The following is a 13,187-nucleotide window of genomic DNA, read 5'->3' on the forward strand; positions in this document are numbered from 1 at the left end:
ACTACAACTGAAAGACAAAAATATGTCAAAGTATACAGAGGACGACTTAAGGGAAGAGTTAAAAACCAAAGAATATGAATACGGTTTTTATACCGATATAGAATCTGAAACCTTTCCCGTAGGTTTAAATGAAGATATTGTACGCGCTATTTCTCTTAAAAAAGAAGAGCCGCAATGGATGACCGAATGGCGCTTAGAAGCCTTTCGTAGCTGGAAAGAAATGATTGAGCCGGAATGGGCCAACGTACATTACGAAAAACCAGACTTCCAGGCCATTTCTTATTATTCGGCACCAAACAGCAAACCTAAATACGATAGTTTAGATGAAGTTGACCCGGAATTACTGAAAACATTCGAAAAACTGGGCATCTCTTTAGACGAACAAAAGAAACTTGCCGGGGTGGCCATGGATGTGGTTGTAGACTCGGTTTCGGTAGCTACTACTTTCAAGAAAACTTTGGCTGAGAAAGGGATTATTTTCTGTTCTATTAGTGAAGCTATTAAAGAGCATCCTGAATTAGTTAAAAAATATATAGGTACAGTAGTACCACAAAAAGACAACTTTTATGCAGCCTTAAACAGTGCTGTATTTAGTGACGGTTCTTTCTGCTACATTCCTAAAGGCGTACGTTGCCCGATGGAATTATCTACATATTTCAGAATTAATCAGGCAGGTACTGGTCAGTTCGAGCGTACTTTGGTTGTTGCAGACGAAGGTAGTTATGTTAGCTATTTAGAAGGTTGTACAGCTCCTAGCCGCGATGAAAATCAGCTTCACGCAGCCGTAGTAGAACTAATTGCTTTAGACAACGCCGAAATAAAATACTCTACAGTACAAAACTGGTTCCCAGGAAATGCAGAAGGTAAAGGTGGAGTTTACAACTTTGTAACCAAGCGTGGACTTTGCGAGAAGAATGCTAAAATTTCATGGACTCAGGTAGAAACCGGATCGGCAGTAACCTGGAAATATCCTAGTTGTGTGCTTAAAGGTGATAATTCTATTGGCGAATTTTACTCGATAGCTGTTACTAATAATTATCAGCAGGCCGACACTGGTACCAAAATGATTCACCTTGGAAAAAACACAAAATCCACTATAATTAGTAAAGGTATTTCTGCAGGAAAATCTCAAAACTCTTATAGAGGTCTGGTTCAAATAAGTTCCAGAGCAGAAAATGCTCGAAATTTCTCGCAGTGTGACAGTTTATTAATGGGTAATGAGTGTGGCGCACATACCTTCCCGTATATTGAAGCTAAAAACAAATCGGCACAGATTGAACATGAAGCTACAACAAGTAAGATTGGTGAAGACCAGATTTTCTATTGTAACCAGAGAGGAATAGATACAGAAAAGGCTATAGCCTTAATTGTAAACGGCTTTAGTAAAGATGTATTAAACAAACTTCCAATGGAATTTGCTGTAGAAGCACAAAAGCTTTTGGAAATTAGCCTTGAAGGTTCTGTAGGATAATTTAATAATACACATTGTAGCATGAGAAAATCACTTATCGTATTACTTTGCCTAACTGTATTTTTAAGTTGTAAAAACGAATCGAAATCTAATCCGGAAGCATCCGTAACCGAAAGTACTTCGGATTTAAAAACCTTTAAAGGTGATTTCGTTTATTTTGCCGATGCCGCTGTTTTACAAACCTCTGGAGAAATTTACGGCGTTATAATTAACGATAAAATGCACGAATTAGACGAACAGGTAAAAGTCTATAAAAGTGAAGCTACAGATATGGTACCGGTAGAGATTCGCGGTATTGTAATTCCAAAAGATGAAGATGAAGATGAAGAGGGCTGGCCTCTTCGTATAGATATTAAAGAAATAGTTAACGTGAGTAAGCCTGAGGCAGAAAACAACAATGTTATAAAATTAGGAAAAGAGTAAGTAATGTTAAAGATTAATAATTTACACGCAAGCGTAGAAGATAAGGCTATCCTGAAAGGTATAAACCTTGAAGTTAAACCAGGAGAAGTACACGCAATTATGGGACCTAACGGTTCTGGGAAAAGTACTTTATCATCTGTTATAGCAGGAAAAGAAGAGTATGAAGTTACAGATGGAGATATCTTTTTTGATGAAGAAAACATCGAAGAGTTATCGGCAGAAGAACGCGCTCACAAAGGTATCTTTTTATCTTTTCAGTATCCGGTAGAAATTCCGGGAGTTTCTGTAACTAATTTTATGAAAACAGCTATTAACGAAACTCGTAAAGCTAAAGGATTAGAAGAAATGCCTGCTAACGAAATGTTGAAGTTAATCCGTGAAAAATCTGAGTTACTGGAAATCGACAGAAAATTTTTATCGCGTTCGCTTAACGAAGGATTTTCCGGAGGAGAAAAAAAGCGTAACGAGATTTTCCAGATGGCTATGTTAGAACCAAAACTGGCTATACTTGACGAAACAGATTCTGGTCTGGATATCGACGCATTACGTATTGTTGCCAATGGTGTAAACAAACTAAAAAGTAAAGATAACGCCGTAGTGGTGATTACGCACTACCAGCGTTTATTAGATTATATCGTACCAGATTTTGTACACGTATTGTACAATGGCCGTATTGTAAAATCGGGTGGTAAAGAATTAGCACACGAACTTGAAGAAAAAGGTTACGATTGGATTAAACAAGAAGCGACTTCTTAATAACTAAGTAAACAGTAGCAGTGACAGCTATCACATATACCGAAAACTGACACTGAAAACTGAAAACTGAATACTATGGATTTAAAAGAAAAGTTAGTATCTTCATTTATGGCATTCGAAAATAAAATCGATGTCGATGCTCCTGTGCATCAAATAAGAAATGAGGCTATAAAAATATTTGAAACAGAAGGGTTTCCTTCAAAAAAAGATGAAGCCTGGAAGTACACCTCTCTTAACAGTGTATTAAAGCAGGATTACAGTGTATTTCCTAAACAGGAAAGTGCTTTAGATTACAAGGATGTTAAGCCGTATTTTATTCATGATATTGACGCCTATAAAATTATTTTTATAGATGGTAAATACTCTTCGCATTTATCGCAAACCACTCATGAAGGCATCGATGTATGCCTGATGTCATCGGCATTAACGAAGCCAAAATACCGTTTGGTTATAGAAAACTATTTTAACAAAATAGCGACCAAAGACGGATTAACTTCGCTAAATACGGCATTTTCACAGGAAGGTGCCTTTATACATATTCCTAAAAACAAATTGGTTCAAAAACCAATTCAGATTATACATTTTTCTACAGGAAATGAATCTGCACTTATGCTGCAGCCAAGAAACTTAATTGTTGTAGACGAAAACAGCCATGTTCAGATTATCGAACGTCACCAGAGTTTAACAGATAATCCGGTTTTAACCAATTCGGTTACCGAAATTTTTGCCAACAAACGTGCCATAGTAGATTATTACAAAATTCAGAACGACAATCAAAATGCTTCACTTATAGACAATACTTTTGTAAACCAGAAGCAGGAAAGTCACTGTTCGGTACACACATTTTCTTTTGGAGGAAAGCTAACGCGTAACAATTTAAATTTCTTCCAGAAAGGCGAACGTATTGATTCTACTTTAAATGGCATTACCATAATAGGAGACAAACAGCACGTAGACCACAACACTCTGGTACATCATATCGAACCAAATTGCGAAAGCCATCAGGACTACAAAGGTATTTTTGGAGATAGCAGTACAGGAGTTTTTAATGGAAAAGTTATAGTAAATAAAGAAGCGCAAAAAACCAATGCCTTCCAGTCTAACAATAACATTTTACTTAGCGATAAAGCTACAATCAACTCAAAACCACAGCTGGAAATTTTTGCAGACGATGTAAAATGTTCTCACGGTTGTACTATTGGGCAGTTAGACGAAAGCGCCATGTTCTATCTACGCTCCAGAGGAATTCCACAAAAAGAAGCTAAAGCCTTATTAATGTATGCCTTTAGTAACAATGTACTGGATACCGTAAAAATTCCGGAAGTTAAAACCAGAATTAACAAACTAATTGCTACTAAATTAGGTGTTAATATCGGATTCAACTTATAACAAAATAATATAATCCCAGTAAAGGCAGAGGTTTTCTTTTTATTTTCAAAACGATAGCAAACCTCTGCCTTTTTTTTAATCTATACACGCTCACTATGTTTAACGTTGACAAAATAAGACAAGATTTTCCAATACTTTCAAGACAGGTAAATGGCAAACCTCTGGTATATTTTGATAATGCTGCAACGTCGCAAACACCGCAACAGGTAATAGATACTATTGTAGATTACTACAGCAATTACAACGCAAACATACATCGGGGTGTACATACGCTAAGTCAGGAAGCTACAGATGCTTATGAACAAGCCCGAATTAAAATTCAGAAACATTTTAACGCAAAATTTTCGCACGAAATAATTTTCACCTCAGGCACAACCCATGGTATAAATCTTATTGCAAATGGATTTAGTTCCATATTACAGCCGGAAGATGAAATTATTGTTTCTGCCTTAGAGCACCATAGCAATATCGTGCCATGGCAAATGTTGTGCGAACGCACCGGAGCACAATTAAAGGTTATACCAATGAATACGGACGGCGAACTCATAATGTCAGAATTTGAGTCTCTGTTATCCGACAAAACAAAACTGGTATTTGTTAACCATATTTCCAACGCATTAGGCACTATAAATCCAATAGAGCAAATTATTGCAAAAGCTCATGCCTTTGGAGCAGCTGTTTTAATTGATGGCGCACAATCGTGCCCGCATATAAAACCAGATGTACAGGCACTGAATGTAGATTTCTATGTTACTTCTGCGCATAAAATGTGTGGCCCTACAGGTCAGGGTATGCTTTATGGCAAAGAAGAATGGCTAAAAAAATTACCACCATATCAAGGCGGAGGAGAAATGATTGCTGAAGTTACCTTTGAAAAAACAACATATGCCGACCTGCCTCATAAATTCGAAGCCGGAACGCCTAATATTTGTGGAGGAATAGCTTTTGGAGCAGCAATTGACTATATGAATGCTATTGGTTTTGACAATATTTCTGCCTACGAGCACCAACTATTAACCTACGCTACTCAACAATTATCTGTAATTGAAGGTTTAAAAATTTACGGTACCTCACCGCAAAAAACGTCTGTAATTTCTTTTAATCTTGAAGGGATTCATCCTTACGATGTGGGCACAATTTTAGACAAATTAGGTATTGCAGTTCGTACAGGGCATCACTGTGCCCAACCGATTATGAATTTCTATAACATTCCGGGTACTGTTAGAGCTTCTTTTGCTTTTTATAATACTAAAGCTGAAATAGACAGCCTTGTGGAAGGTGTTAAAAAAGCCAAAATGATGCTGTCCTAAACAAAATAACATTTCATTTTAACATACAAAAAGTCCCAAGCCATGAGTTTGGGACTTTTTGTATTATAACAATCCGTTAATATATTTTGAAATAGTTTAGATACCCCACATAACATACCTGTTGATTTTCAATTCATTATCATTATATTAACACATTATTAATCATAACTCCCAAGTAAAATGAAAAAAATTTTAAGCCTTATGGCTTTAATCATCCTTGTATTCTACTCGTGTTCTGATGATCAGAATACTACAAATCAACCACAAGAAGTTAAAGTCGATATGAATGACTTTTACGTCTATACCGATGCCGATGTAGATGAAACGGCCAGAGTGGCGAGTCCTTCTTCTAAAAAGACCTGCTATACTATGGTAAATTTAAACCGCCTTTTAAATGAAAATCCTGGTTTAGAGAAAAAAATGTACAATATCGAATACAAATCCAGAGCTTTTACCAACAGTAAAAAACCAGATGGTGCAGGAAATGGGAATGGCAATGGCGGTGGAGGCACCGACCCAGACCCTGAACCGGTAGACGATGGGTTAGGCACCATTACAATACCTGTAATTGTACATGTCATTTACAAAAACAGTCAGGAAAACATTTCTTCTCAGCAAATCAACTCTCAAATTGCTGTATTAAATGCCGATTTTGGAAAAACCAATAGCGATGTATCTGGTGTGCCATCAGAGTTTTCGAGCGTAGTTGCCGATAGTGACATTCAATTTACGCTAGCAGCTACTTACAGATATTCCAATTCAAGAACCTCATGGGGCCTTAACGATGCTGTAAAAGCAGAATACCCTCCCATTACTCCGGAAACGCACTTAAACATCTGGATTTGCGAAATAGGTAATGGTTATTTAGGGTATGCACAATTTCCTGGAGGACCAGCATCCACAGATGGTGTTGTAATTTCACCTCAGTATTTTGGAAACACTGGTTATGTATCGGCTCCCTTCGACGAAGGCAGAACTGCCACACATGAAATTGGCCATTATTTAAACTTAAGACATATCTGGGGAGATGGCAGATGTCGTCAGGACGATTTTGTTACCGACACACCAAGCTCTGACGGACCTAATTATGGCTGCCCGTCTTACCCAACAGTAAACTGTCAATCTGCAGATATGACCATGAATTATATGGATTACACCAACGATGCCTGTATGTATATGTTTACCGAAGGACAAAAATCGAGAATGCGTTCTATGTTTGTTTCAGGTGCTCCAAGAGAAAGCATGTTAAACTGATTCGTGTTAAAACAACGTTATAAAGGCGCCACATATGGCGCCTTTTTTATTAACTTTCTATTTTAAAACACCAGATTATGAAATATGTCAGCCTGATAGCCTGTATTGTTATATTCAGTACCTGCGCCAATAGTAAAACAAATACTATTACAGCTCAAAATCAAACAGTGCCTGCAGAACGCAATGCAATTCAAAACGAAGTATTTTTAGAATATCTGGCATTAACGCGAGGTTCCTTTCTGGAAATTAAAATAGAAAATCATAAAATTCTGGTGAAACACCAGCAACACGGTCCCGATAAAATTAATGACATTTCGGATGTAGAATGGGATGTATTAATGGACGAATTACATGCTGTAAATTTAAATGAGCTAAACACCTTAAAAGCACCTTCTGAAAAGCGAGCACACGATGGCGCTCTAAGTGCAAGATTAAAGGTAATAGACAACAACACAATTTATGTTACTCCCGAATTTGACCACGGCAATCCTAACACTAAAATTAAACCACTGACAGACTACATTTTATCTCTTGCTAAAAAGGTTGAATAACAAGTATACAATTTGTAATTTTGAAAAAAGAAAAACTGTGAGCATACAAGACATTCAAAACGACATAATAGATGAGTTCTCAATGTTTGAAGATTGGGAAGAACGCTATCAATACATGATCGATTTAGGTAAAACCCTACCTTTAATTGAAGATCAATATAAAACCGACGACAACCTTATTAAAGGATGCCAGAGCAAGGTATGGGTTCATGCCGAAATGAACGATAATAAAGTTGTTTTTACAGCCGATAGCGACGCCATAATTACCAAAGGTATAATAGCTATACTAATAAGAACCTTTTCTAATCAGCATCCTCAGGATATCATTAATGCAGACACCGCATTTATAGATGAAATCGGTTTAAAAGAACACTTATCCCCAACCCGTGCAAACGGACTGGTAAGTATGGTTAAACAATTAAAAATGTATGCAATTGCATACCAAACACAATTAAGTTAAGATGAGTACCGAAATAGATACAGCCGAATTAGGCGAAAAAATTGTAAAGGTTTTAAAAACCATTTTCGATCCGGAAATCCCGGTAGACATTTACGAATTAGGATTAATTTACGACGTTTTTGTAAATGAAGATTACGAAGTAAAAATCCTGATGACACTTACAACCCCTAACTGTCCGGTTGCCGAAACCTTACCTCTGGAAGTTGAAGAAAAAGTAAAATCTCTAGACATGGTTAAAGATGCCGAAGTAGAAATAACTTTCGACCCGCCATGGAGTCAGGACTTAATGAGTGAAGAGGCTAAACTAGAACTTGGCATGCTTTAATATATGGCAGATGAAATTATTAATCGCGTTGCAAACAGCAAACTAAAAGTCTTAGACCTTGAAGACTATTACCCTTCTGGAACCCGGGTACTTTTAGACATTAAGGACTGGCTTTTAGAAGGCTTGGTTTTGCGGGAAAAAGACTTTAGAGAAACAGTTAAAGCGCATGACTGGAGTCAGTACCAGAATGCCTATCTGGCGGTAACCTGTAGCAGCGATGCCATTGTTCCGCCCTGGGCCTACATGTTAATTACTACCGAAGCTGAAGCTTTTGCAAAACAAATTGTACTTGGAAATCTGGAGCAATTAGAAACTGCAATTTATCAGGACCTTATTTCCAAATTGGATCTTTCGGAATACAAAGATGCTCCCGTTATTATTAAGGGGTGTTCTAAAAAACCTGTACCCGAAAGTGCCTATGTTATGATTACCAGAAAAATTAAACCGCTGGCAAAGTCTATAATGTTCGGCGAGGCCTGTTCCAGCGTTCCCCTATATAAAAGAAAATAAATATTAATGGTTCTGTTTTAGTTTCATCGCTTATTTTTACAGAACAAACAATCGATATTATATCAATACATTATGAGAAAAATTATTACCCTGTGCCTGCTATTCGTGGCTACGGCTTCTTTTTCGCAAACCAAAGAAGAATTACAAGCTTTAAAAAAATCGAAACAAGATTCTATTAATGCCTTACAAGCTAAGGTAGACGACCTCCAGAAACAAATAGATAAATATCCGGGCTGGCATTACGGCGCCTTTGGTACAATTGGAGCAAACCTTTCAGAGTTTAACAACTGGTACGCCCAGGGCTCTCCAAATAATTCTGCCGGAAACATTACTATTACAGCGAATCCGTATGCTAAATTAAATCGTGAAACGTTTTTCTGGTATAACAATGCCAACATCAATTTAAGCTGGGTTAAGTTCGACGACAAAGACGATCCTACAGATAATAAAGACTTCAGACAGGCAACAGATGTGTTTACATTAACATCGCTGTACGGGTATAAGTTTAACGAAAAACTGGCCGCTTCGGCTTTAGGAGAATACCGCACCACTTTATTAAATAATTTTAACGATCCGGGATATTTAGATTTAGGTATTGGTATTACCTGGACTCCTATTTCCGATCTTGTAATTGTGGCACATCCACTAAACTACAACTTTGTTTTTAGTAATGATGATACTATTTTCGAATCGTCTTTAGGCGCAAAAATTGTAGCCAATTACGGTAAATCTTTTGGCAAATTAAAACTGAAATCTAACCTATCCATGTTCCAAAGTTACGAGAGTTCAGACCTATCTAACTGGACCTGGACTAATGCTTTTTCTTATGAAGTTTGGAAAGGTATAGGACTTGGATTCGAATTTGGTTTAAGAGACAATAAACAGGAAGCTGTTAATTATTTTGTAAACACTTTAGGAGAAACCGACACCACGTTTGACAATGTAGACAACAAGCTACAGACCTACTGGACGTTTGGATTAAGTTATGCGTTCTAAGAATAAACAAACTCTTAAAAAAACGGCTTCAATTTATATTGAAGCCGTTTTCTTTTATTTCACTTTTTCTAAAGTCACTTTTACAGATTTACTTATTGGTGTATTACTTTTTACAGCATATTCATCGATAGGAATTAGGGGATTGGTTTCGGGATAATATGCAGCCAAATTGCCTTCCGGAATATTATAAGGGATAACTAAAAAGTTAAACACTTTCCGCTCTGTCCCGTTATAACAACTTAATATATTCACGACATCCAGCGACTTCAATCTAAGGGACTTCATATCTTTCTCATTCATAAACAATACGCGTCTTTCATTAAACACCCCGCGATACCGATCGTTTAAACCGTAAATTGTAGTATTAAACTGATCGTGAGAACGAATGCTCATTAAAAGAAACTCACTCGCCTCTAAATCGTGTTCAGGTAACGGAGTAACCGAAAACCTGGCCTTTTTATTCGGCAGATGACTAAAGTCTAAATCTCTAACATTATTAGGCAAATAATACCCGGTACCGTTCGATTTTTGGTTTACCTGTTCAAATCCATTTATAACCTGTCCCATTTTCTCACGAAGCACATCATAATCTTCACTAAGCGTTTTCCAATTTACAATATGATCCCCCTTAAAATAAGCATCAGCGACACCTCCTACAATTTCGGGCTCACTTTTAATGTCTTCGGAAACAGGTTCCAGAAACCCTTTAGACCTGTGTACTATTCCCATACTGTTTTCTACAGTAAAATGCCGCTGTTTATCATTTTTTATATCCCGTTCAGATCGCCCCAAAGTTGGTAAAATAATAGCGGTCTTACCTGTAATACAATGGCTCCTGTTTAATTTAGTACTTATTTGTACCGTTAAATCACAATTTTCCAAAGCTGCGGCAGTATATTCGGTATCTGAAGCCGCCGAAACAAAATTCCCTCCAAGAGCAACAAAAACCTTGGCTTTTCCGGCATGCATTGCTTTAATGGCATGCACCACATCTACCCCGTGATGTTGCGGCGGGTCGAAACCAAAAGCAGCCTTAACAGCTGCATTAAAACGTTTAGATACGTAATGCATGATCCCTACGGTACGATCGCCCTGTACATTACTATGCCCTCTAACCGGACAAGTCCCTGCACCAGGTTTTCCCAGACTGCCTTTTAACAGCAATAGGTTAACACATTCTTTAATATTATCAACCCCATTTTTATGCTGGGTTAAGCCCATAGCCCAGCAAATAATTATTCTGGTTTTATCTGCCAGCAAATTGACCACTTCATCTACATACTTTTGAGCAACACCAGTTAGTCTCAGCAATTCGGTTTCGGAATACGCGTCCAGATCAGATAATAATGTCTCATAGCCCTCGGTATATTTAGCTATAAACTCATGGTCGAAAACCGAATTATTCTCGGCATCCAGCCGGACCAGTTTCTTTTGAATTAATTTAAGCAAAGCAACATCCTGATTAATTTTCACCTGAAGATGAATATCACTTAATGTTGTTCCTGATGCGAGCATTCCGAATATTTCCTGAGGATTGTCAAAACGAGTTAACCCTGCTTCCAATAACGGATTAATACTAATTATTTTTCCTCCGTTTTTCTTACACTTTTCAAGTGCCGACAACATTCTGGGATGATTCGTACCCGGATTCTGCCCAATTACCATTACAACTTCGGCTTTATCAAAATCTTCTAATTTCACAGACCCTTTACCAATACCCAAAGTTTCTGAAAGTGCTACACCACTCGATTCGTGACACATATTGGAACAATCCGGTAAATTATTAGTCCCCAGAGCACGAGCAAATAAGCCATATAAAAATGCTGCTTCATTACTGGAACGCCCGGAGGTATAGAAAATAGCTTCATCCGGATTATTCAAGTTATGTAATGATTTTGCAATAGTTTTAAAAGCATCTTCCCAGGATATTGGCAGATAATGCACTTCGCCTGGCTTTAAAATCATGGGTTGTGTTAGTCGACCACTTTTACCAATCTGAAAATCGGTCCAACCGGAAATTTCTTCCACCGAATACTTTGCAAAAAATGCAGCATCTATAACTTTATTTGTTGCTTCTTCTGATAATGCTTTAGCTCCGTTTTCGCAATATTCACCAAGTTTAGATCGTTTTTCCGGATCTGGCCAGGCGCAACCCGGACAGTCAAAACCATCAATCTGATTCATATGAGACAGGGTCTTAAGCGACCTTACTACGCCCATTTCCTTGAAAGCATGTTGCAGGGCAACTTTTACGCCTGTAAAACCGGCAGCATGCGTTGCTGGCTGGGTTAATTTAATTCCGGTAAACTGATCTGAACCCTGAGTGCGTACATTTCTGGATTTTTTTTTATCCATTTGGTTTGATGTCCTTAGTTAGTTAAAAGACGTTAAAATAATTACAAAGTTTATAAAAACAAAATGCGCCGTTACCAGCGCATTTTTATTATTCTTCTTCTCCCAAATCCAGATCGTTGTAATCCGGATATAAAAAGTGATTATATGGAAATCGTGTTACATGAATTTCACGAACTTCGTTATAAACCCGCTTTCTGAAATCTTCTAAATTTTCTTTATTCAATGCAGAAATGAACAAGGCATTATCGCCCAATTTACTCATCCAGGTACGCTTCCACTCCTCTAAAGAGTAGTTAGAGCTTGTACGCTCGGCCTCCAGATCAGTTTCATCAAAAGGCTCAGGATTATAGGCATCAATTTTATTAAACACCATTATAGTTGGCTTATCGGCTCCATCTATTTCTCCTAAAATCTTATTTACAGAAGCGATATGATCTTCAAAATTAGGATGCGATATATCTACCACATGCAATAACAAATCAGCTTCTCTTACCTCGTCCAAAGTACTTTTAAAAGACTCTACAAGCTGAGTCGGCAACTTTCTAATAAACCCTACGGTATCACTTAATAAAAACGGTAAATTATGAATAACAACCTTCCGCACGGTCGTATCTAAAGTCGCAAATAACTTATTCTCGGCAAACACCTCGCTCTTACTAATCACATTCATAAGAGTCGATTTTCCAACATTGGTATACCCTACGAGTGCAACCCTTACCATGGCACCACGGTTACCGCGTTGTACCGACATTTGTTTATCTATGGTTTTTATTTTTGCCTTAAGTAAAGAAATACGCTCTCTTACAATTCGACGGTCGGTTTCTATTTCCGTTTCTCCGGGACCACGCATTCCAATCCCCCCTTTTTGTCGCTCAAGATGCGTCCACATTCCTTTTAATCGCGGTAAAAGATATTCACATTGCGCGAGTTCTACCTGAGTTCTGGCATAACTGGTCTGAGCACGCTGCGCAAAAATATCCAAAATAAGATTGGTACGATCTAAAACCTTACAATTAAGAATTTTACTAATATTACGTTCCTGAGCTGGGCTTAATTCGTCATCAAAAATAGCAGTGCCAATATGATGTTCTTCAATAAACTGCTGTACATCGGCCATTTTCCCGGCACCTATAAAAGTTTTAGGGTTAGGCATATCCATTTTCTGAGTAAAACGTTTTACAACTTCACCTCCCGCGGTAAAAGTTAAAAACTCCAACTCGTCCAGATATTCTTTAGACTTTTCTTCGTCCTGATCTTTAGTTACAACTCCTATTAAAACAGCCTTCTCTAAGGCGATATCTTTTTTTTCTAGCATAGATTAAATAAAGCACAAAGTTACATAATTGTAAGCATTTTAATTTTTATATTTTAAAAGATTACTTTTTGT

The 13,187-nt window shown here is 37.4% G+C and carries 13 protein-coding genes; 11 read left to right on the forward strand and 2 right to left on the reverse strand.

What is annotated here, in order from left to right:
* Positions 1–22: 22 nt before the first annotated feature.
* The 11 genes from sufB (at position 23) to I3217_RS11570 (ending at position 9,445) form a co-directional block, all read left to right on the forward strand.
* Positions 23–1,471, forward strand: a complete 1,449-nt coding sequence (gene sufB, locus I3217_RS11520; RefSeq protein ID WP_435049908.1) for a Fe-S cluster assembly protein SufB — start codon at positions 23–25, stop codon at positions 1,469–1,471.
* Between the two features lie 21 nt (positions 1,472–1,492).
* Positions 1,493–1,894 (forward strand): hypothetical protein, encoded by a 402-nt coding sequence (locus I3217_RS11525; RefSeq protein WP_435049909.1) that lies wholly within the window; start codon positions 1,493–1,495, stop codon positions 1,892–1,894.
* A 3-nt stretch (positions 1,895–1,897) separates the two neighbouring features.
* Complete coding sequence (sufC, locus tag I3217_RS11530; RefSeq protein WP_435049910.1) at positions 1,898–2,650, forward strand: Fe-S cluster assembly ATPase SufC; 753 nt, start codon at positions 1,898–1,900, stop codon at positions 2,648–2,650.
* Positions 2,651–2,725: 75 nt separating this feature from the next.
* The gene (sufD, locus tag I3217_RS11535; protein WP_435049911.1) at positions 2,726–4,039 is read left to right on the forward strand and encodes a Fe-S cluster assembly protein SufD; all 1,314 of its coding nucleotides are present in this window, start codon (positions 2,726–2,728) and stop codon (positions 4,037–4,039) included.
* A gap of 95 nt (positions 4,040–4,134) precedes the next feature.
* Positions 4,135–5,349 carry an aminotransferase class V-fold PLP-dependent enzyme gene (locus I3217_RS11540; RefSeq protein ID WP_435049912.1) on the forward strand — a complete coding sequence of 405 codons (1,215 nt, stop codon included), beginning with the start codon at positions 4,135–4,137 and terminating at the stop codon, positions 5,347–5,349.
* A gap of 180 nt (positions 5,350–5,529) precedes the next feature.
* The gene (locus I3217_RS11545) at positions 5,530–6,603 is read left to right on the forward strand and encodes a zinc metalloprotease (RefSeq protein ID WP_435049913.1); all 1,074 of its coding nucleotides are present in this window, start codon (positions 5,530–5,532) and stop codon (positions 6,601–6,603) included.
* Between the two features lie 77 nt (positions 6,604–6,680).
* Positions 6,681–7,154, forward strand: a complete 474-nt coding sequence (locus I3217_RS11550; RefSeq protein WP_435049914.1) for a hypothetical protein — start codon at positions 6,681–6,683, stop codon at positions 7,152–7,154.
* Positions 7,155–7,191: 37 nt separating this feature from the next.
* Complete coding sequence (locus I3217_RS11555; protein ID WP_435049915.1) at positions 7,192–7,614, forward strand: SufE family protein; 423 nt, start codon at positions 7,192–7,194, stop codon at positions 7,612–7,614.
* A gap of 1 nt (position 7,615) precedes the next feature.
* Positions 7,616–7,939 (forward strand): DUF59 domain-containing protein, encoded by a 324-nt coding sequence (locus tag I3217_RS11560; RefSeq protein ID WP_066222237.1) that lies wholly within the window; start codon positions 7,616–7,618, stop codon positions 7,937–7,939.
* Positions 7,940–7,942: 3 nt separating this feature from the next.
* Positions 7,943–8,449, forward strand: coding sequence for a DUF2480 family protein (locus I3217_RS11565; RefSeq protein WP_435049916.1), 507 nt, complete (start codon positions 7,943–7,945; stop codon positions 8,447–8,449).
* Between the two features lie 72 nt (positions 8,450–8,521).
* On the forward strand, positions 8,522–9,445 hold the full coding sequence (locus I3217_RS11570) for a DUF3078 domain-containing protein (protein ID WP_435049917.1): 924 nt from the start codon (positions 8,522–8,524) through the stop codon (positions 9,443–9,445).
* A 54-nt stretch (positions 9,446–9,499) separates the two neighbouring features.
* On the opposite strand, the gene I3217_RS11575 is transcribed toward I3217_RS11570, so the two are convergent.
* Both I3217_RS11575 and hflX read right to left on the reverse strand, forming a co-directional pair.
* The gene (locus I3217_RS11575) at positions 9,500–11,800 is read right to left on the reverse strand and encodes an FdhF/YdeP family oxidoreductase (RefSeq protein WP_435049918.1); all 2,301 of its coding nucleotides are present in this window, start codon (positions 11,798–11,800) and stop codon (positions 9,500–9,502) included.
* A gap of 88 nt (positions 11,801–11,888) precedes the next feature.
* Positions 11,889–13,115 (reverse strand): GTPase HflX, encoded by a 1,227-nt coding sequence (hflX, locus tag I3217_RS11580; RefSeq protein WP_435049919.1) that lies wholly within the window; start codon positions 13,113–13,115, stop codon positions 11,889–11,891.
* Positions 13,116–13,187 lie beyond the last annotated feature (72 nt).

Origin of the sequence: Formosa sp. S-31 (assembly GCF_051172795.1) — a bacterium.
Classification (GTDB): Bacteria; Bacteroidota; Bacteroidia; order Flavobacteriales; family Flavobacteriaceae; genus Formosa.

Bases quoted from the DNA above. Each gene is read 5' to 3' on its own strand.
- I3217_RS11540 (WP_435049912.1), top strand. From the start codon at position 4,135: ATGTTTAACGTTGACAAAATAAGACAAGATTTTCCAATACTTTCAAGA.
- I3217_RS11550 (WP_435049914.1), top strand. From the start codon at position 6,681: ATGAAATATGTCAGCCTGATAGCCTGTATTGTTATATTCAGTACCTGC.
- I3217_RS11570 (WP_435049917.1), top strand. From the start codon at position 8,522: ATGAGAAAAATTATTACCCTGTGCCTGCTATTCGTGGCTACGGCTTCT.
- I3217_RS11560 (WP_066222237.1), top strand. From the start codon at position 7,616: ATGAGTACCGAAATAGATACAGCCGAATTAGGCGAAAAAATTGTAAAG.
- sufC (WP_435049910.1), top strand. From the start codon at position 1,898: ATGTTAAAGATTAATAATTTACACGCAAGCGTAGAAGATAAGGCTATC.
- I3217_RS11545 (WP_435049913.1), top strand. From the start codon at position 5,530: ATGAAAAAAATTTTAAGCCTTATGGCTTTAATCATCCTTGTATTCTAC.
- sufD (WP_435049911.1), top strand. From the start codon at position 2,726: ATGGATTTAAAAGAAAAGTTAGTATCTTCATTTATGGCATTCGAAAAT.
- I3217_RS11525 (WP_435049909.1), top strand. From the start codon at position 1,493: ATGAGAAAATCACTTATCGTATTACTTTGCCTAACTGTATTTTTAAGT.
- sufB (WP_435049908.1), top strand. From the start codon at position 23: ATGTCAAAGTATACAGAGGACGACTTAAGGGAAGAGTTAAAAACCAAA.
- hflX (WP_435049919.1), bottom strand. From the start codon at position 13,115: ATGCTAGAAAAAAAAGATATCGCCTTAGAGAAGGCTGTTTTAATAGGA.
- I3217_RS11575 (WP_435049918.1), bottom strand. From the start codon at position 11,800: ATGGATAAAAAAAAATCCAGAAATGTACGCACTCAGGGTTCAGATCAG.
- I3217_RS11565 (WP_435049916.1), top strand. From the start codon at position 7,943: ATGGCAGATGAAATTATTAATCGCGTTGCAAACAGCAAACTAAAAGTC.